The organism is Nocardia thraciensis (assembly GCF_054782435.1).
The window spans coordinates 1-26,229 of record NZ_BAAGSM010000009.1; the positions used below are offsets into that span (position 1 = coordinate 1).

The following is a 26,229-nucleotide window of genomic DNA, read 5'->3' on the forward strand; positions in this document are numbered from 1 at the left end:
ACGCTGAACCGGCGATGCGCAGTCGGGACGGTTACGCCGAACGACGGCGGCAGCATCCGCCACGTGCAGCCGCTGGTCAGCACGAACACCACCGCCGTGAACACCGCCCGCTCGTCGGTCGGTGCGGTGCCACCACCTTGCGGGCGGGGCGTGAATTCGGGCAACAACGGCTCGGCCAGAGCCCACAGTTCGTCCGGCACAAGACGTTTCGACAACTCGTCGGTCACAAACCGAACATCATGCAGCACAACCGGATCCGACGCATCCGAACCGGATCACAACCACGTAAGACACGGTCTAAGCCCCCGGCCACAGTCCCGCAACGAATATTGCAGCGATAGTTATGAATACGACCACGGCGGCGACTTTTATGCCGGCGAACCAGTATTCGGCCTCGCCGAAGGATCGGACCGACAGCAGGTTCACCGCGGTCATGATCATCAACATCGGCGGCGCCAAAGGCGGGGTAGCTGTCGACCCGCACAGCCTGACAGTCGCGGAGCTGGAAGCATTGACGCGTAGCTACACCAGGGAGATATTCCCGGTGATCGGTGCCGAAAAAGACATCCCTGCACCCGACGTCGGCACAGACGCCCAGACGATGGCGTGGATAATGGACGCCTATTCTGGCCACGTCGGATACTCGGTGCCCGGACTGGTCACCGGAAAGCCAGTGGCGTTAGGCGGTTCCCACGGCCGCCACGGCGCAACCTCACGAGGTGTTGCCTTGTGCGCGTTGGCCACCCTGAAACAACAGGGAAAATCATCTGACGGAGCCACGGTCGCTGTACAGGGATTCGGCAAAGTTGGTGCCCTCGCAGCCCAGTACCTCGCGGATGCGGGGTGCCGAGTCGTCGCCGTCAGCGACGTCGACGGCGCCCGCCACAACTCCAACGGCATAGATCTCGCCGCCGCACAGACCACACTCACAGCCGGCGCACGCTCCATCAGCGAGGTCGACGGCCTCGGTGACCACGCGACAAATGACGAACTCCTCACGCTGGACGTCGACATCCTCGTACCAGCGGCGTTGGAGAACGTGATCACCTCCGCCAATGCAGCGCAAATTCAAGCATCGATAATTGTCGAAGGGGCAAATGGTCCCACAACCCCCGATGCCGATGAAATCCTGCAGGACAAAGGCTGTATCGTCGTGCCCGACATACTTGCCAATGCCGGCGGCGTTGTCGTCTCCTATCTCGAATGGGTGCAGAACCTCCAGGCATACAGCTGGAGCTCCGGCGATATCGACAGGCGCTTGAAGGACGTTATTTCCAATGCGTACGACGGTGTGCAGGAACTGTCACATGAACAAGGAATCACACTGCGCCAATCCGTTCACGCGATCGGCGTAGGTCGAGTAGCCGAAGCAATGCGGCTGCGCGGCCTCACCGCGTAACCGCATTCGGTTCGGGCTCGCGAACAGCAGCCGGCCCGGCAGATCCCCGGCCCAATCGCCGGTCGCCGGGTCGACCACGGCGCAGCCGTCGAGGATGGCCTGGATCTGGGTCGGCAGCAGGATCGGCGTCCGGCCGTGGTGGCGCTGGCGGCGGACCCGCACTAGCGACGACGGTGCCGGGGCCGAACGTGCATCCAGATGCGCCAGCGGCCCCCGCGCCGGCCCCCGCGCCGGCATCCGCCGCAACAACCGGCCTGCGACCGGAACCCCCCGACACGTCCTGCTGCCAGCTAGAGAACGAAATCGGCGCGGCCAGACGCGCTTCCAGCGTCGTCGCCGACGGCTGTTCGCCCGCGGGGGCCAGGCGATGCTCGACAGTACGGTCGTTGCGCAGCCACGACAAGAACCCGCTCACCGCCGGGACACCAACCTCCTGCCAAGCGGTCGGCCTCGTCACGGTGCTCGAGAAAGGTCCACCACTGCGCCAACGCGGTCACATAACCCGCGCACCGTGTTCGGCGACCACAGGTGTCGATGCGCCTCGATCCACGCCTCGACCGGCCCGACCGTCCGATACCCGGCGTCGACCACCGTCCACGTTCGCGCGCCGCCGGACGGGCGCACCGCAGTCCCATAGGCCACCAGAGCCATTCCCTCATCACGTCGGACTGCACGCCTCACATTCCGGCGGCGTTGTTCGTCGGAATGGTGAGCCGAACCTACGACATCGGAGAAATCACCCATGACAACCATGATCGAACTGAGCGAGCTGACCGGAGACTATATCCTCGACACCGCCTACACGCGGATCGGCTTCGTGGCCAAGCACACGATCGGTCCCAAGGTGCGCGGACAGTTCCACGCGTTCGAGGGCAGCGCGCACATCGACGCCGATCCGTCGCGGTCGAGCGCCGCGGTCACGGTCCTGACCAACAGTATCGACACCGGCAACGCGCAACGCGACCAGCTGCTGTGCGGAAAGTATCTGGATGTGGCCGATCACCCGGCGATCTTCGTCACCGCGATGAGCGTGCGACCGGGCGATCTGGGCGGCCTCACCGCCGTCTGCGATGTGACCATCCGCGGTGTCACCAAGCAAGTCACTTCCGACGTCGTCGCGGCGGGTGCCCATCCCGGCCCGGACGGCGAGTTCCGGGTTCGCTTCGAGGGCAGCACTACGATCAATCGCAAGGATTGGGGCGTGCACTGGAGCGTGGCGAGCGGCATGGTCGGTCGGAAGGTCGTGCTGGAGTTCGACATCGTCGCGATCCGGCAGCCCTGATCGTCACCGGCATTACCGCGCTTTGGCGATGAGCTCGGCGCAGCGTTCGCCGATAAGCATCACGGTGATGCCGGGACCCACCGTGGTGTGCTCGGGGAACACCGAGGCGTCGGCGACGCGCAGGCCGTCGATGCCCTTGCCCCGCGGTTCCGGGTCGGTTGTCGCTGGCATCGGCGTGGTAGGCGGTGTCGATTACTGTCTGCGCGGCGCTCTTACGCCTCGCTACAGCTTCGCCCGCTACAGCACCCCGGCGTGCAACGGCCGCGCGGCCGCGCTGGTCGACGAGTTGGACGGCCTCGTAGATTCCTTGATCATCGCGGAACTCGGAGGTCGTGCGTGACATCCTGGATCGGTGCGTCGGGGTCGGCGCACATCGCCTGCACTGCCGTGATGATCGCGGCGACAAGGGTTTCCACGGTCATTCGATCGAAAAGCTCTGTCGCGTAGACCATTTCGCCGGAAATTCCCGCACACTCGCCATCGGAGCGGTATTCCTCGCGCAGGTTCGCCAGCAGCTCGAACGGGGTCCGGCGCACCGCCACCGGTCGCGGCCGGATCGACAAGCCGTCGGGGGCCGGGATATCCGAGCCTCGCAGGTAGGTCACCATCACCTGGAACAGCGGGTGATGGGTGCGGGAGCGTCGCGGGTTCAGCATCTCGACCAGGCGGTCGAAGGGGAACTCCTTGTGTTCGTAGGCGCCGAGGAGACGGTCGCGAACCCGATGGGCCAGGTGGCGGTAGGTCGGCCGCCCCGACAGGACGAGGCGGACGATCGCCGTATCGACCACGCAGCCGACCACGTCTTGGAGCCGGTCGGAGTCGCGGCCGCTCAGCGCGACGCCGATGGGCAGGTCCGTCCCCGCGCCGTATTCGTGCAACGCCACGGCGAGGGCGGTGTGCACGAGCATGTAGGTGCTGACCCCGCAGTCGGCGGCGGTCCGGACGAGCGCGCGGTGGGCTTGCGGGTCGATGTGGACCGGCACTGTTGCCGCGGTGTTCGCGCGCCGCTCGGTGCGGGAGCGGTCGACGGGCAGCACCGGCTGCCGCGGCATGCCGTCGAGTACGGTGCGCCAGTACCGCGCCTGCCGGTCGAGCAGGTCGGAACCCAGCAGGCGTTGCAGCCATATCGCGTAGTCCGCGAATTGTGTTGCCGGAGTGGACCAGTGCGGCGATTGCCCGAGGATTCGGGCGCGGTAGGCGGTGATGAGGTCGCGTTGGAGGATGCCCACCGATTCGCCGTCCCCGGCGGCGTGATGGATCGCACCGAACAGGACGTGATGGTCGCCGCCCAAGCGGTACAGGCGGATTCGCAACGGCGGCTGCGTCAACAGGTCGAATCCGCGCAGCATCTCCGAGGCCATGGCTCGATCCGCCTCGTCCAGATTCTCCGCGTCGACGAGGCGGACGTCCGGTCGGGCCGACTCGTTCGGCAGGATGCGCTGCTCCGGCCCGTCTGTGCCGTACGGCAGCACGGTTCGCAGGATCTCGTGCCGCGCGACGAGATCGGTGGCGGCGGCCGCCAGGGCCGCCGCGTCCAGCGGTCCGCGGATGTCGAGCGCGGTCGCGATCAGGTAGTCGGGCTGGTGGCCGCCGAGATAGTTCACGGTCCACAGTCGCTGCTGCGCGGGCGACAGTGGGATCGCGGCGGGGCGGGGGCCGGGCTCGAATTCCGGTCGGGCGCTGCCGGGTTCGTCTGTGCGCCGGTCGAGTGCCTGTTCGAGGGCGCCGGCGGTCGGCGCTTCGAACAGATCCCGCAGGGTCACCGCGACGCCGAGCGACGACCGGAGCGCGGCCACCACCCGGATGGCCAACAGCGAATTGCCGCCGTGCGCGAAGAAGTCGTCGGTGCTGCCGAGGGTGCGGCCGCCCAGCGCCGCCGCGAACGCCGCCGCGATGATCTGCTGTCGCGGGGTTCGGACGGGCGCGTGCGCCGCGTCGGGCGGGGGTGGGAGCGCGTCGACATCGACCTTGCCCGTGCCGGTCAGCGGGATCTCGTCCACTCGCACGACCACCGACGGCACGAGGTAGCCGGGCAGGCTCGCGGTGAGCCGGGCGCGCAGCGCGGCGGTATCGATCTCGCCGCGGCCGACGACGTGTGCCACCAGCGACTGCCCGGCGCCGTTCCGTCGTGCCGTGACGACCGCCGCGGTGATGTCGCCCGCGCGGTGGATCGCCGCCTCGACCTCCCCGGGTTCGATGCGGAACCCGTTGACCTTCACCTGTCGGTCGGTGCGGCCGAGGAAGTGCAGCAGCTCGTCCTCGTCCCAGCGGCCCAGGTCCCCGGTGCGGTACATGCGTGCGCCGGGCGGGCCGTACGGGTCGGCGACGTAACGCGCAGCGGTCGCGGCCGGGGCGCGGTGGTAGCCGTTGGTGAGTCCCGCGCCGGACAGGTAGATCTCGCCGAAAACGCCGACTGGTACGGGTCGCAGCGCCGTATCGAGCACGGCGATCCGGGTGTTGTCGGCGGGGCGCCCGATCGGGACGGGCCCCTCGGGGGAGGCGTCGCTCGGAATCGTGTAGGTGGTGGCGAAGCCGGTGGTCTCGACGGGACCGTAGAGGTTGCGCACCGTCGGCGGGCGCCCGCCCTGGTGTACCGCTCCGACGGCCCGTGGTGACAGCACATCTCCGGCGACCGCGAGTTGCGCCAGCCGGGCGAGTTCCTCCGGAGCCTGTTCGGTCAGGAGGTGAAACAGGCCCGTGGACAACAGCATCGAGGTGACGCGTCCGGCGCGCAGCACCCGGGCGTAGTCGTGGATATCGAGCACACCGGGCTTCGCGATCACGGCGGTGCGCCCGGTCAGCAGGGGTAGCCAGAGTTCGTACACGACCATGTCCCACGTGTGCGGGAGATGCAGCAGCACGCGTTCGTGCCCGCCGCCGTGGCCGAGACGATCGCGCGCTCGCGCGACGATATTGCGGTGGGTCACTTCGACGCCCTTGGGGGCTCCGGTCGATCCCGAGGTGAACATGAGCGTCGCGACCGTGTCGGGGGCGACGGTGATGCCGAGGTCGCCGTCCGCTGTGTCCGCGGCGGAGAGATTGTCGAGCACCACCTCGGTTCCGGTGAACCGCAACAGCTTACGGATGTGCGCGGGGGGATGGCGGTCGCTGAGCGGCACGCAGATCGCCCCCAGCTTGTACACGGCGAGAAAGGCCACCACGAGATCGGTCGAGCGTGGTAGCGCGATGCCGATCGGTACGCCGGGACCGGCGCCGCGGGTCAGCAGCCACCGTGCCACCCTGTTGGCGCGGGCGTTCACCTCGGCGTAGGTGAGTTCGACCTCGTCGCACCAGAGTGCGACGCGCTGCGGATCCCGGCGGGCGATGGTTTCGAAACAGCCTGCGATGCTGTCGTTTTCGATATCGGTGTGCACGCCGTGCCCGGCGACCAACAGCCGTGCGGGTTCGACCAGGTGAATCCGGCCGATCGGTGACGGGCGTGGCGCGGCGAGTGCCTCGCAGGCGGTCAGGATCCGTGACCGGAGATCGTCGGCGTCGGCGAGACCGGCGATGCGGTCGGGCTGCAGGCCGATTCGGAAGGTCAGCTGTCCGCTGTCGGGGACGACCACCACGGTCAGCGGATAGTGCGTGCTGCCACGGACTTCCATGGCGGCGACCGAGAAATCCGCCTCGGAGTCGGGATGGACCGGGAAGTTCTCGAAGACGAGTGAGGTGTCGAAGAGGTCGGACTGTCCTGCCGCGGTGAGGATCTCGGGCAGTCCGAGGTGATCGTGCTCCATCAAGGCCGCGCGCCCGGCCTGGATACGGGCGGCCAGATCGAGCCCGGTGTCGGTGGGGGACAGGCGCACTCGCAGCGGCACCGTGTTCATGAGCAGCCCGACGATCTCTGCCATTTCCGGGCCGCCGGTGCGGCCGGAGACGGTGATGCCGAAGACGACGTCGTCGCTGCCGGTCAGATTCGACAGCACCAGCGCCCACATCGCCTGCATCAGTGCGTTGATCGTGACGCCGCGTTCGGCGGCGCGTGCGCGGAGGGCCGCCGCCAGGGCATCCGGTAGTCGGAAGGCGTAGTCTCCCGGGGGCCGCCACTGCGCGCGGTCCGCGCGTGCCGCCTTGCTCGGCTCGACGCCCGCGAGCTCGTGCGCCCACGCGCGGCGGGCGGCGTCGGCATCCCGGGTCGCGGACCATTCGAGGAATCTGCGAAATGATGTGGGAGAAGGCAGTTCGCCGCCTCGGTAGCGGGTCGACAGCTCGCGCATCAGGATTCCGACCGACCAGCCGTCGAGCAGGGCGTGATGGTGGGTCAGGAGTAGCACGGCGCCGCGAACGCCGGTGTGCAGCACGGTGATCCTGAGCAGTGGTGGCACGGTGGGATCGATTCGGGCATCCTCGGCGCTCACCCGGTCGACGGCGTCCGCCTGTTCCTCGCGGGTCGATTCGGCGAGATCGAGGAAACGCCAGGGCACTTCGACGTCCGGGCGGATTTCGTACCGGGGCTGCCCACCGTCATCGATCACGAACGAGCCGATCAAATGCGGGTGGCGCGCGAGGACCGACCCCAGTGCGGCGCGCAGCCGGTCGGCCTCGACTGAGCCGTCCACCGTGAACGCGAACTGGACGACGTAGGGGGCGCCGTCCGCGCCGCCGTCATAGAGGGAGTGGAACAGCAGGCCCGACTGTAGGGGTGTGGCGGGGAGCGACCGCCCGTCACCGTCGATGCCCGGTGCGGGGTGCGGGAGTTCGGGCGCGGGCCGTGTCTCGGCCGTGTGCGCGAGCGCGCGCACGGTCTGCTGTTCGAAGACATCGCGGGGTGTGATCGCGAGCCCGACCGCCTGGGCCCGGTCTGCCAGCCGGATGGCCAGGATGCTGTCCCCACCGGAGGCGAAGAAGCCGTCGTCGATGCCTAGGCCGTCGTGCCCGAGAACATCGGTCACCAGGGCATGCAGCCGCACTTCGGCGTCGGTGCGCGGGGCCGCGGTGGCGGCGCGTGCGGTGCCATGGGCGGCGAGCGTGCGCAACCGCCGCTCGTCGATCTTGCCGGTGGCGGTCATCGGAAGACTGTCGACGGCGATGATCGCGGCCGGAATCGCATGGGCGGGAAGCAGGTCGGCGAGACCGCGGCGGGTCTCGTCGACATCGATGTCGACGCCAGTGACCAAGGCGACGATCCGGCGGTCTCCGGGGCGGTGCTCGACGGTCAGGACCGCCGCCGCCCGGACCGGCGGCAGCTCGCACAGCGCGGCCTCCACCTCGCCGGGTTCGATCCGGAAACCTCGCACCTTGACCTGCCGGTCCGCCCTGCCGAGGTAGTCGAGCGTGCCGGTGACGGTCCACCGTCCCATGTCCCCGCTGCGGTACATGACGGTGCCCGGCGCGCCGAACGGGTCGGCGACGAAACGTGCCGCGGTGAGGCCCGGGCGACGCAGATATCCTTGGGCGACACCGGGACCCGCGACGTACAGTTCGCCCGGAATCCCCGGTGGGCACGGACGCAGTGCGGCATCGAGCACGTACACCGACAGATCGGGAATAGGGGTGCCGATATCCGCGGCCGAGGGGTCCGGCGTCAGGGCCGTACCGGTGGTGAACACCGTGGTCTCGGTGATGCCGTACATATTGACCAGGCTCGTCAGCTCCGCGGGACGCAGTTTCCACCAGGCCGCAACGCGCCACGGCTCCACCGGTTCGCCGCCGAATATCACCTGGCGCAGGGCCAGTCGTTCGCTCGTACCGGGTCGACGGTCCAAGGCATCGACGAGCGTCCCGAACGCGGACGGCGTCTGATTCAGCACCGTAACTCGTTGTTCCACGAGAAGATCCAGGAACTCGTCCGGCGCGCGCGCCACGGCCGCGTCCACGACGACGAGCGTGCCGCCGTGACACAGGGCGCCCCAGATCTCCCACACCGAGAAGTCGAAAGCGAGGGAATGGAACAGCGTCCACACATCGGCGGGACCGAAGCCGAACCGGAGCCGCGTCGAGGTGAGCAGGCGAACGACATTCGCGTGCGTCACTACCACGCCCTTGGGCACGCCCGTCGTCCCGGAGGTGTGGATGACATAGGCGGGGTGGTGCGCGACAGGGCGAGTCACCTGCCCGGGCGGTGTGGCTGGCGAATCGCCGATCCGCAGCACCTGTGTCGCCGAAATAGATCCCGGCAGTGTGACTTCGGTGTCGGTGACGATCAGAATGGGATTGGTGTCCCCGACGATCTCCCGCAAACGCTGCTCCGGATAGCCGGTATCGAGCGGAACATAGGCGGCACCGGCCTTCACCGTAGCCACCACCGCGACCACCAACTCCAGCGTGCGAGGCAGGGCGAGCGCCACGAAGTTCCCCGGCCCCGCACCGCATCCGGCGATGCGCGCGGCCAAACGCTCTGCCCGCCTGTCCAATTCGGCATAGCTGAGCGACTCCGCACCACAGACGACGGCGATAGCGTCCCCGCGCACCGCGGCCGTGCGCTCGAACCAATCAGCGAGTGTGTCTGTGGCGGCGCACTCGGTTCGATGGGCGGGTGTGGCCGTGGCACCGGTAGTGGCAGTGGCTGTTCCGCTCGGTGCCGCGGGGGTGACCGCATCGATTCGGAGGCGGCCGATCGGGAGGTTGTCCGGGGCGGAGGCGAGGGCGTCGAGGGTTTCGGTGAGGCGGTGGTGGTGGGCGGTGAGGTCGGCTTCGGTGTAGCGGAGGGTGCTCGATTCGAGGACGAGGGTGAGGACCGGGTCGCCGTTGTCGTAGACGCCGATTGTCAGGCCGTCCGAGCGTCCGGCCGAAAGATGGCGCAGGACAGCGGGTTCGGTGCCGAATCGGAGATCCTTTTGCATCGGGAGCACATTGACCGTGGGACCGAGGATCCCACCCCCGGTGCCACCGGCTCGGAGATCGGCGAGCATATCGGCCTGCTGATAGCGCTGGTGGCGCAGCACGATCAGGGATTCGGCGCGCACCGCGCGAACGAGGTCGCCGATGGAGGCCGCCGGGTCGACGGCGATGCGCAGCGGGACGATATTGGCGGTGACACCGAGCGCGGTGCGGGAGCGTTTCGCGGGCACGGCCAGGCCGAGTGTGACCGTGCGGGCGCCCGAATCGGCGTGCAGCAGTATGGCGATCGCCGCGAACACCCACACCGGCCACGCGGTGGCCGACGCCTCCGCCCTGGCTCGGACGGCCTGCCATGCGGGTTCGCTGAGGACTCCGGCCTGTCGGAGGAACCGCGGTGCGCCGGTCGCTGTGGCGACACCGGCGAACAGCGGCGCGTCGGCCGGCCCCGGGACGGCGAGCCGTTCCGACCAGAACTGCCGGTCATCGGCGAAGCGGGCGGACGTCCGGTAGCGAACGTCCTCCGCGACAAGGGCTTCCACGCGATCGAAGACCGTCTCCACGACGGGCTGCCCGGCAACCAGCGCGGTGTAGGTGTCGGCGACCCGCTTGACCATGGCGGCCGCGGCCGCGCCGTCGAGCACCGCGTGATGCGATCGGACGAACCACGCTGTGCCCGCCTCGCCCAGATCGATCAGATAGTGTTCGAACAGCGGGGCCCGGCGCAGGTCGAACGGGCGGTCCAGCGTCGCGTACATGAACCGCACCGCCGCCTCACGCGGATTGTCGGCGGCACGAAAGCTGGTGCGGTGCAACGGCCAGTCGGCCGCCTCCTCGAGGATCTGTTCGACCCCGCCGTCATCGTCGGCGCCGAATCGCACGCGCAGCGTTTCGGCTCCGGCCACCACCAGGCGCAGCGCCCGCTCGAACGCCGCCTCGTCGACCGTGCCCGCGAGGTGCACGTACCCGCCGATGACGAACCGCCGCCCGGTGTCGTCGAGTTGCTCCGCCGCCCAGACGTGCTGCTGTGCCCTGGTCAAGGGCCACCGCGAGGTCATCGCAGCGCCTCGAGGGCGACCTGCGGGTCTCGCGCCAGTGCCGCGAGCAGCCCGCGCAGTTCGGTGCCGATCGCGGTCACCTCCGCCTCATCGAATACCTGGCGGAGGTAACCGAATCGGATGGTCAGGGCGTCGCCCGGGGCGATGGTGAGTGACAGCGCATAGTGCGCGGCGTCGTGCAGTTCGATGACGGCGTCGGTGACGCCGTCGAGGGCGGCGGCGGCCGCGGCGAGATGTTCGGTGTCGAGCGGATAGGACTCGAACACCAGTGCCGTATCGAACAGCATGTCCCGCTGCCCGGCCGCGGCGTGGATCTCGGTCAGGCCGAGGTGGTGGTGCTCGATCAGCGCCGCCTGTTCGGCCTGCACCGCACGCAACAGTGCGGCCGCGGACACGTCCGGCGCGAGCCGCACCCGCACCGGAACGGTGTTGATGCACAGCCCCACAATCGTTTCCACGCCGGGAAGTGCGGCGGGGCGGCCGGAGACGGTAGCCCCGAGGATCACGTCGTCGCGGCCGAGCCTGCGGCCCAACAGGATTGCCCACGCGGTCTGCAGCACGGTGTTGACCGTGACACCGAGTCCGGTGGCCGTCGCGCCGAGCGCGGCGGTGGTGTCCGGGTCGAGCGTCCACAAGTACTCGGCGACCGCCGTCGAGTCGGCGTGGGTGGAAGCCGACGGCGCCACCTGGGTCGGCGCGGACACCCCGTCGAGCGCGCGCCGCCAAGCCGCGGCGGACGCCGTGGTGTCTCGGGCGCTGTGCCAGGCGAGATACGAGCGGAAGGAGCCCTCGGGCGGCGGCAGCGGTTCGCCGGAAGCGTAGAGCGCCATGAGATCTCGCAGCACCAGCGGCACCGACCAGCCGTCCAGCAGTATGTGGTGGTAGGTCGCGACCAGTGCCTGCCGATCCGCGGCCATGCGGACCAGGATGAACCGCATCAGTGGGGGACTGGCCGGGTCGAACCGGCGAACGCGTTCTCCCGCAGCCAGTTCCGTCAGCATGGTGTCGCGCCTGCGCTCCAACCGCAGATCCACATCGCGCCACGGGAGTTCGACGGTCTCGGGTACCACCTGCCGGGGCGTGCCGGTGTCGTCGGCGGCGAAGGCCGCGCGCAGGGTGGGGTGCCTGCGCAGGAGTTCCGTCGCGGCCCAGCGCAAACGGTCGCGGTCGACCGTGCCGTCGATGTGCAGAATCGCCTGCACGTTGTAGACGTCGACGGAGTTCCGGTCGATGTCCGGCGGTCCGGCCAGCACGGCGTGGAAGTACAGCCCCGGCTGCAGCGGAGCCAGCGGCAGCACGTCCGTGAGGCGGCCGTGGCGGCGCTCCCACCGGCCGATGTCGTCGGCGCTCACCCGGACCAGCGGGAAGTCCGAGGGCGTGTGGCCGCCTGCGCGCGGGTCGCGGGCGTGGGTGGCGATCGCCTCGAGGGCGGTCACCCAGAGATCCGCCAGCTCGGATACGTCGGCGGCCTCGAGAAGTGTTTCCGGATAAGCGAATCCGGCTCGGAGCCGTGAGCCGGCGACGATGGCGTTGATATCGATGGTGGCCGCCGCGGGCAGGCCGGGCTCGACGGTGGTGGCCGGGGACGACAGCATCTCCGCGCCGTGATCGTCGACGCGGCCGAGATAATTGAATCCGACCTGGCCGGGCAGCGGCCCCGGCAGCAGGTCGGCGGTGTCGGGGTTGAGGTAGCGCAGCAGGCCGTAGCCGAGCCCGTGATCGGGGAGGGCGCGAAGCTGTTCCTTGACCGTCTTGAGCACCGTTCCGGTCGCGTCGGCTCCCGACAGCGCCGCCTCGAGATCGATATCGGTGAGATCCAGCCGGGCCGGGTACAGCGAGGTGCACCAGCCGACCGTCCGCGAGAGGTCGGCGCCCGGCACGGCCTGCTCCTCGCGGCCATGGCCTTCCAGCCGGAGCAGGGAAACCGGCGTGGACCGCCCCCGCCGGGACCGCCAGGTCGCGAGCGCGACGGCCAGGGCCGCGGTGAGGATTTCGTCCACCCCGGCGTGGAAGAGCGCGGGCACGGTCCGCACGAGCGCTTCGGTGACGGTCTCATCCACGGTGACGTCGACCGTCGCGACGTGCTCGGCGACATCGATGGCGGGATCGAGCGGTCGTGATCCGAGCAGCGGATCGGGCGTGGCGCAGATGCGTTGCCACAGGCCGAGTTCGGCGATCCGATCGGGTCCGTGTGCCGCGTCGACCAGGGCGTGCGCCCACCGGCGCATGGAGGTGCCGGGCGAATCCCATTGTGGCGCGGAGCCGTTCGCCGCGGCGGCGAGGGCCGTGAAGAGGTCGGGGACGAGGATGCGCCACGACACCCCATCCACCGCGATGTGGTGCACGCAGATGATCAGCCTGCCCGGTGCGTCGCGCGGGATCAGCCGGACGAAACGGACCACGGCGCCGGCGGCCGGATCGAGGGTGTCCAGCGCGGCGTCGAGTTCCCGCGCGGCGACCGTCTCCAGGCTGTCGGCGTCATCGATATCGCAGCGGCGCAGCACATCTGCCGGGTCGACCGAGCCGGGCGGGGCGGTCTCCAGTAGCCATTCGCCGGTGTCGTCGCGGGACAGGCGGCTACGCAACATATCGTGCCGGTCGACGACCGCGAGGATGGTCGCGGTGACGACATCGTGGTCGATATCGGCGGGCAGTTCTATCGTCAGGGTCTGGTGGACGCGCCGGAAGGGGCCGCCGCGTTCGACCAGCCATCGCACGGCGGGCGGCAGTGGCATGTCACCGACGCCCCCACCGGGTAGCTCGGTCAGTACGGGGGCCGCGTCGACGGAGTCGGATGTCCGTGCGGCGGTGGCAATTCCGGCGACCGTGCGGTGCTCGAACACGTCCCTCGGGGTGAAGTACAGGCCCTTGGTCCGGGCTCGGGAGGCGAGCTGGATGGAGGTGATGCTGTCGCCGCCGAGCACGAAGAAGGAATCGTCCACGCCCGGGCGTTCGACGCCGAGAACTTCGGCGAACACGTCGGCCACCGCCTGTTCGGCCGGGGTACGCGGAGCCTGTGCCGACCGCGCCCGGACGACCGGATCGGGTAGCGCGGCGCGATCCAGCTTGCCGTTCGCGGTGCGCGGGAGCGCATCGACGGTGACGAGGACGGCGGGGCGCATGTACGGCGGAACATGCTGCGCGACATGGCGTTCCAGGATAGTCGTGTCGATGGTTCGCTCGGGCGCGGGGACCACGTAGGCGACCAGCCGGGACGCGCTCCCGTCGGTCCGGACCACCGCGGCGGCCTCGGCCACCGAGCCGTGGTCGAGCAGCGCGGCCTCGATCTCGCCCGGCTCGATCCGGTACCCGCGGATCTTCACCTGGTCGTCGCCGCGGCCCCGATACTCGAGCTGGCCGTCGTAGTTCCAGCGTGCGAGGTCGCCGGTGCGGTACAGGACCGTTCCGGGAGCGCCGAACGGGTCGGCGACATACCGCGACGCGGTCGTCGCCGGGCGCGCGTGATAGCCGCGGGCGATCTGGCGCCCGGCGAGATAGATCTCACCGACCGCGCCTATCGGGACCGGGCGCAGCCGCGAATCCAGCACGCGCACAGCCATTCCCGGTAGGCCGCGGCCCACAATGCTGGCCTTGGCCGAGTGTGCGATGTCGCGTTCCAACGCCAGGTGCGTGGCGTGCACCGTGGCCTCGGTGATCCCGTAGAGGTTGGCGATGCGTGGCCGCGCCGCCGTGCGGGCGTCGTACCATCCGCGCAGCCGCCGCAAATCGAGGGCCTCGCCGCCGAGCACGATATGCCGCAGCGTCGCGCCCGCGTCGCCAGGCAGCGTATAGAACGCCGACGGCGTCTGACTGAGCACCGTAACCCGTTCCCGCTCCAGCAGTTCGGCGAATTCCTCAGGTGACCGCGTCGTCTCCGGCTCCACGAGCACGAGCGTCCCACCGCCCGACAGCGCCCCCCACATCTCCCACACCGAGAAGTCGAAGGCGGGCGAGTGGAACATCGTCCACACATCGGTGTCATCGGTGTCTACCAGTGCCCGCGTAGCGGCAAGCATCGCAACGACATTGCGATGTGTCACACAGACGCCTTTGGGCTGCCCGGTCGATCCGGAGGTGTACAGCACGTAGGCGACATTGTCCGACCGCGGCGGCGTGGGTGAGAAGTCGGGCGATCCCGCTGGATCATGGCCGCTCTGGGATGTGTGTTCGTGCCCGGGCGAGTTCTCCGAGATATCGCCTGCGTCATCGAGGATCAGGTACGGCCGAGGTCCGGGCGGTAGCGCGGGATGATCGGAGTGTGTTGTGATCACGCAGGCCGGGTTCGTTTCGGCAAGAACGAATTCCAAGCGCCGCGGAGGGTTGGTTACATCCAGCGGTGCATATCCCGCGCCGGAACGCAGTACCCCGAGCAGGGCGACTATCAGCTCCAAAGACTGCGAAATGGCAACGGCCACAAGGAGTTCGGGGACGACGCCGCGGGTGGCCAGGGTGCGTGACAGTGCTGCGGAGGCTCGGTCCAGCTCGCGGTAGGTCATCGATCGCGAGCCGTGCCGAACGGCGACGGCGTCGGGTCGCGCGTCGGCTTGCGCCAGGAACAGGTCGACGAGGGTGGTGTCGGGTAGCGGCGGGGCTGGGCGCTGCCAGTGCTCCAGGACCAGGCCGCGTTCCTCGGCATCGAGCGGATCGATAGCGTCCACCGGGGCGTCCGGGTCCGCGATGATCGCCAGCAGGACCCGGATCAGGCGTTCGCCGAGGCGGTCTACGGTCCGTTCGTCCAGGAGGTCCGGGCGACGGCTTGCGAGGATGTGCAGCCGATCGGTCTGGCGGATGGTCAGCGTGAGCGCGTAATGCGTGGCTTCCCGCGATCGCAGGCCGGAGATGGCCAGACCGGCGCTCACCGTGGCGTCCTCGCGCAGACGCGGCACGTCGAACGGATATGACTCGATCACCAGCAGGGTGTCGAACAGGTCGCGCTCGCCGACGTCGACGCTCGAGACGATGTCCGGCAGGCCCACGTGGTGGTGGGCCGTCAGGTCGAACTGGTCGCGTTGCACGCGGCGCAGCAGTGTTCGCACGGTCTCGCCGGGCGCCGTGCGGACCCGAACCGGGACGGTGTTGATGAACAACCCGACCATGGCTTCGATGCCCGCCAGGTCGGCGGGCCGTCCCGAGACGGTCGTGCCGAAGACGACCTCCGTGCGATCGGTCATGCGCGCCAGCAGGATCGCCCACGCGGCCTGGAGCACGGTGCCCATCGTCACCTCGAACTCGGCGGCGAGCTGCGAAAGCCGTTGTGTCCGTGCGGTATCCAGGACGATCTCGTGTTCCACCGGCAGCGCGGAGGGAGCGCCCGGTGGCGCCTCACCCGCCAGCAGCGTCGGCTCGGAGATTCCCGACAACGCCTCCGTCCACGCCGCGCGGGACTCCGAGTTGTCGCGTCGGGCGAGCCATTCCACATAGTGCCGGTAGGGCCGGGTCGATGCGACCTCGAAACCGGCGTAGTCCGCGACGATTTCGCGCAGCAACAGCGGTATGGACCAGCCGTCGAGCAGCAGATGGTGGTAGGTCACCACCAGCCGGGTCCGGGCGGCGTCGGTGCGGATCAGCAGGAAACGCAGCAGCGGTGGATGTTCGAGATCGAAGGGCGTCGTGCGTTCGGAATCCAGGACATGATCGAGTTCACCATCGGGCGTGGCGGTCAGGTCCAGCTCACGCCAGGGGAGCGCCACCTCGGCGGTGACGATCTGGATGGGCGTCCCGGCCTCGCTGACCGCGAATGCGGTGCGCAGGTTGGGATGTCGCTCGAGCACGGCCGCGGCGGCCGCACGCAACCGCCCGGCATCGATCGCTCCGTCCAGGGTGAGCACCAGCTGCACCGTGTAGACGTCCATCGCGCCGGGATCGAACAGGGCGTGGAACATCATCCCGGCCTGCAGCGGCGAGACCGGCCACACCTCGGCCAGCGCCGGGTATCGCCGTTCGCACGCGTCGATATCGGCCTGGGTGAGGGCGGCGAGCGGAAAATCGGACGGGGTGTGCCCGCCGCGCGTCCGCGGATCGCGCACATGCCGGGCGACGGCGCTCAACGCCTCGCGCCACAGCTCGATCAGCTCTGTCCCGGCCGCCTCGGTGAACAGGGAGCGCGCGTAGCCGATGCCCGTCCGCAGCCGGTTGCCGAGCACGATGGAATCGATCTCGACGGCGCCGAGCGCCCCGCGCCGCGCGTCCGGCCGGATCGGCAACATGCCGTGTTCGGGGGAGGGCAGCCAGCCGATTCCGGCCAGCTCCTCCGGGATGTCGATGCCGGTGATGTGCCCGAAATAGTTGAACGAGATCTCGCCCGGCTCCTCGCGCGGCAGCGCCGCGGCGGTCTCCTCGTTCAGATACCGGAGCAGTCCGTAGCCGAATCCGTTGTGCGGCACCGACCGCAGCTGTTCCTTGACGGCCTTGAGGGCGACGCCGACGGCGGGCCCGCCCGCGAACGCGTCGTCGAGATCCACCCCGGCCAGCTCGAGCCGAGCCGGGACGATCGACGTGAACCAGCCGACGGTGCGCGACAGGTCGGCGCCCGGCACGGCGTCCTGCTCGCGGCCGTGACCCTCGAGCCGCAGCAGCACCGACCGCTCGCCATCGCCGCGCCGCGACCGCCAGCGGACGACCGCGAGGGCGAGCGCCGTCAGCAACGCGTCCGCCACGCGTGCCCCGTAGCGATCGGGGACGGCGGTGAGCAGTGCGGTGGTGTCACGCTCATCGAGTTCGACGGCGGTTTGCGTCACATTCGGCGCGAGATCCAGACTCGGGTCGAAGGGCCGTTCCCCGAACGAGGGCGCCGGTCCCGCCACGATCTGCTGCCATACCGGTAGCTCGGCGACCCTGGCGGGATGCCGCGCGGTGTCCACCAGCGCATGCGCCCATGCCCGCATCGACGTGCCGAGGCCGGGCAGCCGCGGCGTGCTTCCGGCCGCGACGGCCGCCCACGCGGAGACGAAGTCGGGCAACAGGATTCGCCACGATACCCCGTCTACCGCGATGTGGTGCGCGGCGATGACCAGCAGTCCGGCCGACGGGCGCTGCCGCGGGGTGAGCCAGACGAACCGCAGGACCGCGCCGGTCGCCGGGTCGATCCGGTCGACGGCCGCGTTGAGCCGGTCGGTGGCGAAGGCTGTCAGCTCGGCGCCGTCGAGGTCGTCATGGACGACGTGGTCGATCAGGGAGTCGACGTCGACGCTGCCGGGCGGGGAGACCGTCAGACGCCATTCGCCGCTCTCGTCGCGGTAGAGCCGCGAACGCAACATATCGTGATGGTCGACGACGGCGGTGACGGTGGAAACCAGTGCGGCGCGGTCGATCCCGTCCGGAAGATCGAGCGTGATCGACTGGCAGAACCTGTCGAAATTGCCGCCTCGCTCGACCAGGAACCGGATCACCGGCGTGAGGGGCAGCTCCCCGACACCACCGCCGGGCGGCTCCTCGAGGCGCGGTGCGTCCTCCGCATCCGCGGTGTCGGCGATGGCGGCCAGGCGCGCGACGGTGCGATGCTCGTATACCTCCTGCGCCGTCACCACGACGCCGCGCGCGCGTGCGCGGGACACCAGCAGGATGGACATGATGCTGTCGCCGCCGAGCGCGAAGAACGATTCGTCGACGCCGACGGTGTCGCGGCCGAGCACCTCGGCGAAGACGGCGGCCAGCGCGCGCTCGGCCTCGGTGCGCGGCGCACGGAAGGGCGTCGGTTCGAAGACGGGTTCGGGCAATGCCTTTCGGTCGATCTTGCCGGAGCGGTTGACCGGCAGCTCGGCGAGGGCGACGACCAGCGTGGGCACCAGATGCCGCGGCAGCACCTCGCGCAGTCGCCGCTCCAGCGCCTCCGGGTCGATGTGGTGTCCCGAGGCTGCCGTGACGTAGGCGACCAGCTGATCACCGGAAACGCCGTCCCGGGGGCGCACGACGGCCACGGCCTGCGCGACGGACTCCTGCGCGGCGAGGACAGCCTCGATCTCGCCGAGCTCGATGCGGATGCCACGCAGTTTCACCTGAAAATCGCCGCGGCCGAGAAACTCCAACTCGCGATGGACATTCACCCGCACGATATCGCCGGTGCGGTAGAGCCTCCCTCCCGGAGCGCCGTACGGGTCGGCGACGAACCGCGCGGCCGTGAGCTCGGGTCGGTCGACGTACCCGCGGGCGAGGACGGCGCCGCCGAGATACAGTTCGCCGGGCGACCCGGTGGGCACCGGGTGCAGACAGTGGTCCAAGACGTAGGCCCGGGCGCCGTGCGAGGGCGTGCCGATCGGGATCGTATCGGCGGAGAATCGTTGGGCCGCACCGTTTTCGCTGATGCCATGCCCGGCAGTCCGCACCTCGTGCCGGGTGACGGCGACGGTCGCCTCCGTCGGACCGTAGAGATTGTCGTATCGAGCCCCGGGTGCGAGAGCGGGCAACTGTGCGGCGAGGACCGGTGTCAGCGCCTCTCCGGCGACCAGGATCCGGCGCACCGTCGCCGCCAGCGATTCCGCCGCCGCCCGCCGATGCGCGGCGAGCGTCGTGGGCGTGAATTGCACCGTGGTGACCGCATATTCGGCGACCACTTGCGCCAGTCCGGTGGGATCGCGGTCCGCGTCGGATCCGTCGACCACCAAGCGGGCGCCGGAAGCGAAGGGCCACAACACTTCCCAGACCGATACATCGAACGACAACGCGGTCTTTCGAAGCACCGCGTCGGTACCGTCGAGCGCGTGGATGTGCTGTATCCACGCGAGATGCGCGCAGACGGCGCCGTGCGTGACGCCAACCCCCTTGGGCCGCCCGGTGGACCCGGAGGTGAACAGCACATACGCCAGGTTCTCCGGGCGCAGCGGAGCGAGGCGATCGGCATCGGCAAGCGCCTCGGAGGACTCGCCGGACAGATCCAGATCGTCGAGATAGATCACGGAAATATTCGGCGGCGGGTCGAATCCGTCACGCCGAGTGGTGAGTACACACACCGGGCGAGCCACATCGACCAGATAGGCATGCCGCTCGCGGGGATGCGCGGGATCCAGTGGCAGATAGGCGGCACCGGCCGTCAGCACGGCATGGACCGCCACAACCTGCTCCACCGACGATCCAACCGCCACACCCACAACCTGTTCCGGCCCCGCACCCAGCCGAACCAGCCTGCGCGCCAGCCGGTTCGCAGCGCCGTGTAGCTCGGCGTAGGCCATCTCCCGGCCCGAGCCGCAGAGCGCAACGCCGTCGGGCGTCCGCGCGGCCTGCCGCGCCAGCAGCGCCGCCAGTGTGTCCGGCGATGTGCCGGCGCGCGATTCGGACGGTTGGCGGATCGCCTCGGTACGTGCCGCCTCGAGCTGGATGATGTCGGGTTCGGTGAGACCGAGGCGGCCGAGGGGGGTGCGCGGGGCCCGGGTGAGGCGGTTCAGGAGGTGGGTGATGCGGTTGCGGTGGGTTTGGTGGTGCGGTCCGGTGACCGCGATGCGCCAGGGGCCGGCGGTGTCGTCGACACAGATCGTCACACTGTCGTCGGTGCTGAACGAGGCGCTCGCGATGCCCGGCTCGAGTAGTCCCGCACCGGGGAGTATGCGTACCGCGAGGGGCCACTGCCCGCGCAGCGGTGCGTCGAGCCAGGGGTCGTCGATGTCGGGGATGTAGCGATGTCGTCGCGCTCGGCGCAGCTCCAGTCCCACCCGCTTGGTCAGCGCGTCGAACGTAGCGTGCGGCGATACCGAAATAGGCAGTGGCACAGTGCTGTTCGAGTCGCCAACGGCGATGATGAGATCATCGGTCATGGTCATACGCGAGGCGTAGACGGCGACCGCGGCGAGCACGACCGCCGCCGTGCCCCCGCCCCCGCCCCGCGCGAGCCTGGTGAGTTCGGCACTCGGCGCCATCTCGGCCCACAACCCCCCGCCCGCCCCGTCGGTGAGGGTGGGCAGCGGGACCGGCCTTTCCCGTTCGGCCAGTGAATGTTCCCAGTGGGTGCGGTCGGCGGACCAGGCGCCCGACTCGCGGTATCGGCGTTCGGTTTCCAGTAGGTCTTCCGGGGTGCCGAAAGGGGCGGTGGTAGGAGGATCAGAGTGGGCGCCGTCGAGGAGTCGGCGGACTCTGGCGACTATCGCGAGGGTGCCGGGTTCGTCGTTGATCAGACGGTGGTAGCGCTGGAACCAGCCGACGCGGCCGTCCGTGAAACTCACGACGAGGTGCCGGTAGAGCGGTCCTGAAGCGAGATCCGTTGTGCGCGAGCGCTCCTCGGCGAGCAGCGTGGGCACGAACCGGGCCGGATCGTCGGTGGTTTCGAGCACCTCGGTCGACGTCGGCGCGGTTTCGAAGACCCGCACCGCACTGTCGGCGCCGCGAAATGTGCTGTGCAGCATCGAACACTCGCCCATGACCGTGTCGACGGCCACGGCGAGCGCCTCCGCGCGCACCGCATCGTCCCATTCGAGGTACAGGCCGACCCAGCTGTGGCTGGAGGCCAAGGCCGCGCGTTGCGCGTCGGTGGGCGCCCACCCGCCGGGCGCCTCGGTCGTCGTCTCATCGATAGTCATGGAATCCCCGTCCGGTCTTGCGGCCGTAGTGTCCGGCGTCGACGAGCGCCGCCAGCGCGGACGGCAGGTGGTAGTGCGGATCGCCGGTCTCGTGCCGCAGCACGTCGAGGGTGTCGGCCACGTTGTCCAATCCGATCAGGTCGGCGGTGCGCAGCGGGCCCATCCGGTGCCCGAGGCACTGCTCGAACAGGGCGTCCACGGTCGCGGCGTCCGTGCCGGTGTCGAGCGCGGCGGCGGCCTGCGCGATGCACAGCATCAGCACGCGGTTCAACACGAACCCGGGCCTGTCGCCGACGACGATCGACTCCTTGCCCAGTGCCCCGACGAGTTCCGTGGCGCGGGCCAGGGTGTCGGGTGCGGTCTGCGCGCCGCGCACCACCTCGACGGCGGTCGTCAGCGGCGCCGGGTTCATGAAATGCAGGCCGAGCACCCGGTCCGGTCGCTCGGTGGCGGCGGCCAGGCGCGCGATCGGGATGGCGGAGGTGCACGAGGCGAGAACGGTGTGCGCGGGGCAGTGCCGGTCCAGCTCGCCGAACAGGCTCTCCTTCAACGGGATTCGCTCGGTCGCGCATTCGATGACGAAGTCGGCGCCGTCCAGTTCGCCGATCTTCGCCACCCATCGCACGCGGTCGGCGGCGGCGGAGGCGGTCTCGCGATCGGCATGCCCGAGCAGCAGCGCCAACCGCACCGCCTCTCGGAGGTCACGGCGTGACCGGGCGGCGGCTTCCGGATTCGGTTCGACGATCTCGACCCGATATCCGGCCTGCGCCAGGCATTGCGCGATGCCGGTGCCCATGGTGCCCGCCCCGATCACCGCGACGACGCCGTCGGCCGGGCCGGCGTGGCTCGCTGTCACTGGATTACCTCCGCTTCCGTCAGGCAGTGCAGGGCGATATCCGGCACCGGTTCGCCGGGCGTCCGCGCCAGTCCGTGCAGCAACCGCACCAGATCTCCGAGCATCTCCCGCGCCGTTGTCTCGTCGAAAAGCTCACTCGCATAGGACAATTCGGCATATTTCTCGTCACCGTGCACCAGATCGAGCGTCAGCTCCGCGCCGTCGGGCCGGGTGTGGTAGCGGACCGCCCGCTCACCGGCACCGGTCGGCGGGGCCGTCAGCACGTCCGTCGTCCGCGCGATCAGCTCGATGGCGTCGGGTTCGTCGGCGAGGCCGATGCGGGCCGCGCCACCGGGCAGCCCCACCTCGACCTCGTCGGAACCCGAGTACCAGGCCAGCAGCGCCACCCAGGCGCCGAGCATCGCCGCGTCGGTGGTCTCGGCGGGTACGGTCTCGCGCACCGAACCCATCGTGTACCGCACGGCGCCGTCGGGCCGCGGCCGATCCGTGGGAATCTCCAGTGCCGCAGCGGCTTCCGGCATCGCCGCGACGAGGAGTTCGTCGATCGAACGGTCGGGTGCGGACTCGACGAGGTCCGCGAGGATCTCGAGGTAGGCGTCGGCGAATCCCGCGGCCGTGCGCCGGGTGAACAGTTCGGTGCTGAACTCGAAGCAGGCCAGCATATCGTGCCCGTCGCTGCGGTCGTAGGTGATCAGGCTGAGGTCGAATTTGGCCGTGCCGGCGGGCAACCCGCCGAAGGCGTTCTGAATGGAGTGCTCCAGGTCGAAGAACTCCGTCTCCTCCTCGCCGAGGGGATTGCCGGCGCCGGGCAGTTCCTGATGGACGTACAGGACGTCGAACAGCGGGGTCCGCGACAGATCCCGTTGATCGCCCAGCGCATGGACGACCCGCTCGAAGGGGATCTCCTGATTCTCCAGGGCCCCCAGCACGATCCCGCGCACCCGCTCGAGCAGTTCGGCCACCGTGGCGGGCCCGGACAGGTTGGCGCGCAACGCGACCGTGCTGTTGAAGAATCCGATGAGTCCCTCGAGTTCGCGGCGGGTGCGGCCGGTGGTCGGCGTGCCGATCACGATGTCGCGCTGCCCGCTGCGCCGCGCGAGCAACAGGTACAGACCGGCAAGCAGCACGACGAACAGCGACACCGACTCCCGCTTGGCGACCGCGCGGGAGCGTGCGAGGAGATCGGCGGACACCGTGAACGGCGCCAGATCGCCGACGAACGTCTTTCGCGGCGGGCGCGGAAAGTCGGTGGGCAGCCGGAGTTTCGGTGCGTCGCGCAGCGCGTGGATCCAGTACTCCAGTTCGTGATCGAGGGCCCCGGACTCGATGAGCCCCCGGTGCCAGTGCGCGTAGTCGCGGTAGCGCACGGGCAGCGGTTCGAGCGCGGCGCCGCGGCCCTCCTGCCGCGCGGCGTACAGCACGGGGATCTCGCGGGCGAGAATGCCCGGCGTGGCGCCGTCGGTGACGCAGTGGTGGCAGGTCACCTGCAGCACGTGCATCTCGGGCGACAGCGTCACCAGCAGCACCCGGACCAGCGGATCCCGGGCCAGGTCGAACGGCGCCAGAGCGGCCCGCGCGATCAGCTCCCGCGCCGCGGCGACGGGGTCGGTCGCGTCGGAAACGTCGGCGAGGCGGAAGAATTCGCCCAGCGACGGCCGGATCCGGACGGCCGGTTGACCGTCGCTCTCGACGAGGTTGTAGCGCAGCGGCTCGTGTCGTTCGGCGAAGTCCTCGAAGGTGCCCCGGACGGCGGCGACATCGATCCGCCCCCGCAGCACGTTGACCACCGGATAGTTGTAGAGGGTCGTCTCCGGTACGAGCTGGTGGTGGAACCACATGCGCTCCTGACCCGGCGACATCACCAGCTCGTCGGTCCGCGTGATCGGCGGCAGCGCGCGCTCCGCCGCGGCGGGGACGGCCCGGTCACGCAGCAGCGCGGCGAAATCGGCAACGACCGGCCGCTCGTAGACGTCGAGCAGTTTGGGACGGAAGCCATAGGCCTCGGCGACCCGTTCCACCAGCTGCACCGCGATGATCGAATTACCACCGAGGTCGAAATAGTCGTCGTCGGAAACGATTTCGGTCTCGGAGTGCAACAGTTCGCGCAGGGTCGCGCGCAGCCATTGTGCCGGATCCGCCGATGTGTCCGGTGCGGGCCGCGGGGCGGGTACCGCGGCGGGGACGGGCGCGGGCACCGTCCCGGGCAGTTCGACCCAGCACCGCGAGCCGTGCAGCGGGTGTCCCGGCAGCCGTATCCGTCGGCCTTCGTCGGCGTCCACGGCGGCCCAGTCCAGGTCGATTCCGCGCTCGTAGAGGCGGCCCAGAATCCCGGGCGAACCGCCCGAATCGGCTGCGCCGAACAGGGTCTCGGCGTCGGGATGGTCCGCGAGGTCCTCGGCGAGGAATCGTCCGAGCACGCCGTCCGGGGCCGGGTCGACGAAGAGGACCGGTCCGTCGCGCAACAGCGTATGCGCCGCGGTCAGCAGTCGATCGCGATCTACCGTGGGCGTCGCCGCGGCGGCGTCGAGTTCCGCGGGTTCGACGGAAGCCGTCGAGCCGAGCAGATACCGGGCCGCGAACTTCGACGCGCCGCCGCTGAGGATCGCGGCGAATCCTATTCCGCAGGCGCGCAACCGATCATGCGCCGCGATCTGCCCCGCCAGCACCTCGGCAACGGCTCCGATCGCGGGCAGTCGGTCGGGCAGCGGCGCGGGGTCGACCCCGGCCGGAACCGCACCGGGGGAGAGCAGCAGCGCCACCCGCGGCGGGACCGGTCGCTCGACGAAATCGGTTGCGTCCCCGTACTTCTCCAGCCGGTCGGCGAGATCACCGGTGTCCGTGGCACATACGGCCACCCGATACCCGAAATGCGCGCGTCCCCGGCCCAGCGTGAACGCGACATCGGCGAGCGCGGGGCGGTCCGCGCGCAGCGTTTCCGCCAATCGGTGGCACAGTTCCGCGAGTGCTGCCGGTGTCCGCGCCGACACACCGATCAGCCGGTGCGCCGCCACGGAAAGACGTTGTACCGCGGTGTGCCCGGCATGTGGTTCTGGGCGCCGCACCGGATCACCGCCACTACGTTCGTCCGGCGCCTGTTGCACGACACAGTGCGCGTTCGCGCCGCCGAGGCTGTACGAGCTGACGCCCGCCAGCCGCGGCCTGCCCTCGCTCACCCACGGCCGCGGTCGGGTGACCACCTCGATGCCCGCCGCGGCGAGGTCGAGGTCGCCGGTGGGCCGGTCGAAGTGCAGCGAGGGATACAAGCTCCCCTCGGCGACGCTCAGCGTGGCCTTGACCAGCCCGGCGACGCCCGCGGCGTGATCGAGGTGCCCGATATTGGTCTTGACCGATCCGATCGGCAGCGGCCGCGCGCGCCCGCCGAACGCCGCACGCAGACCCTCGATCTCGACGGCGTCGCCCAACCGGGTCGCCGAACCGTGCGCCTCGAGATATCCGGCGTCGCCGGGATCAGCGGCGGCATTGCGCCAGGCGCTCGCGATCACCCGGGCCTGGGCCGCGGCGCTGGGGGTGCTGATCGTCGCCGACGAGTGCCCGTTGTGCAGCACCGCGCTGCCCCGGATCACGGCATACACGGGTGCGCGATCGGCGCGCGCCCGGGCGAGCGTGGTCAGCAGCAGCGCGGCGCCGCCCTCGCCCGGCACCGTACCGTCGGCATCCGCGTCGAACGCCCGACACTGACCGCTGGGGGAGGCGATCTCCGTCATGGTCCGCGCAGTCCACTCCGGTGCGCCTCCGGCGCGCACGCTGACTCCGCCTGCGAGCGCGTAATCGGCGTCCCCACACCGCAATTCGCGGCATGCGTGGTGCACCGCGATGAGGGAGGCATTGCAGCCGCTGTCGATCGCGTAGCACGGCCCGGTCAGGCCGAGCAGGTGCGCGATGCGGGCGGTGGTGCCGAACGGCAGGTTGCCGAGCATGGCCAGCGGCCCCGGATCGACGGCCATCGCGTGATAGGTCGGCATCGGGGCGCTGAACACCACCGCGGTCGTCGCCTCGCGCAGCGTGGCCGGTGCGTATCCGGCGTCCTCGATCGCCGTGTGTGCCAGCTCGAGCGCGATGCGCTGCTGCGGATCCATCAGCGACGCTTCGCGTTTGGACAGGTCGAAGAACGCGTAGTCGAAGGTGTGGATGTCGGTCAGATGCCCCATGGGCAGATAGCCGAGGGAGCGGTCCAGCGCGGTCGCCTCGGCGCGCGAGTCCGGCATCGGCCCGATCGAATCCCGGCCGGCGGCGAGATTCGCGCGGAAGTCGGCGAGGTTCGCCGCGTCCGGAAAGCGAACGCCGATACCGACGATCGCGATGTCCTGGTCTCTTGCGCTGTCCACGATCAT

General features: G+C 69.8%; 8 protein-coding genes and 1 pseudogene. 2 read left to right on the forward strand and 7 right to left on the reverse strand.

All coding sequences use genetic code 11. The features are described from left to right. Positions 1–227: transposase (locus ACYVLQ_RS02505; RefSeq protein ID WP_460695716.1), on the reverse strand; the 227-nt coding region annotated here is incomplete at its 3' end. Between the two features lie 70 nt (positions 228–297). Further along, positions 298–447 (reverse strand): hypothetical protein, encoded by a 150-nt coding sequence (locus ACYVLQ_RS02510; protein WP_460695717.1) that lies wholly within the window; start codon positions 445–447, stop codon positions 298–300. Here ACYVLQ_RS02510 and ACYVLQ_RS02515 point away from each other — a divergent pair. Together ACYVLQ_RS02515 and ACYVLQ_RS02520 are read left to right on the forward strand one after the other, a co-directional pair. Next, a complete protein-coding gene (locus ACYVLQ_RS02515; protein ID WP_460695718.1) occupies positions 434–1,399 on the forward strand; it encodes a Glu/Leu/Phe/Val family dehydrogenase in 966 nt (321 codons plus the stop codon). The genes ACYVLQ_RS02510 and ACYVLQ_RS02515 overlap by 14 nt on opposite strands. A gap of 742 nt (positions 1,400–2,141) precedes the next feature. After that, positions 2,142–2,681 (forward strand): YceI family protein, encoded by a 540-nt coding sequence (locus tag ACYVLQ_RS02520; protein WP_460695719.1) that lies wholly within the window; start codon positions 2,142–2,144, stop codon positions 2,679–2,681. Between the two features lie 12 nt (positions 2,682–2,693). On the opposite strand, the pseudogene ACYVLQ_RS02525 reads toward ACYVLQ_RS02520, so the two are convergent. From ACYVLQ_RS02525 to ACYVLQ_RS02545, 5 genes and pseudogenes are all read right to left on the reverse strand, one after another. Beyond that, positions 2,694–2,867 (reverse strand): annotated as a pseudogene (locus ACYVLQ_RS02525) (GMC oxidoreductase); the annotation flags it as partial. Between the two features lie 125 nt (positions 2,868–2,992). Next, a complete protein-coding gene (locus tag ACYVLQ_RS02530; RefSeq protein WP_460695720.1) occupies positions 2,993–10,519 on the reverse strand; it encodes an amino acid adenylation domain-containing protein in 7,527 nt (2,508 codons plus the stop codon). After that, positions 10,516–21,021 carry an amino acid adenylation domain-containing protein gene (locus ACYVLQ_RS02535; protein WP_460695721.1) on the reverse strand — a complete coding sequence of 3,502 codons (10,506 nt, stop codon included), beginning with the start codon at positions 21,019–21,021 and terminating at the stop codon, positions 10,516–10,518. The genes ACYVLQ_RS02530 and ACYVLQ_RS02535 overlap by 4 nt, the downstream gene beginning before the upstream one ends. Next, a complete protein-coding gene (locus ACYVLQ_RS02540) occupies positions 21,008–21,877 on the reverse strand; it encodes a 3-hydroxyacyl-CoA dehydrogenase family protein (RefSeq protein ID WP_460695722.1) in 870 nt (289 codons plus the stop codon). The genes ACYVLQ_RS02535 and ACYVLQ_RS02540 overlap by 14 nt, the downstream gene beginning before the upstream one ends. Continuing rightward, positions 21,874–26,229: a condensation domain-containing protein gene (locus tag ACYVLQ_RS02545; protein WP_460695723.1), complete on the reverse strand. Its 4,356-nt coding sequence runs from the start codon at positions 26,227–26,229 to the stop codon at positions 21,874–21,876. The genes ACYVLQ_RS02540 and ACYVLQ_RS02545 overlap by 4 nt, the downstream gene beginning before the upstream one ends.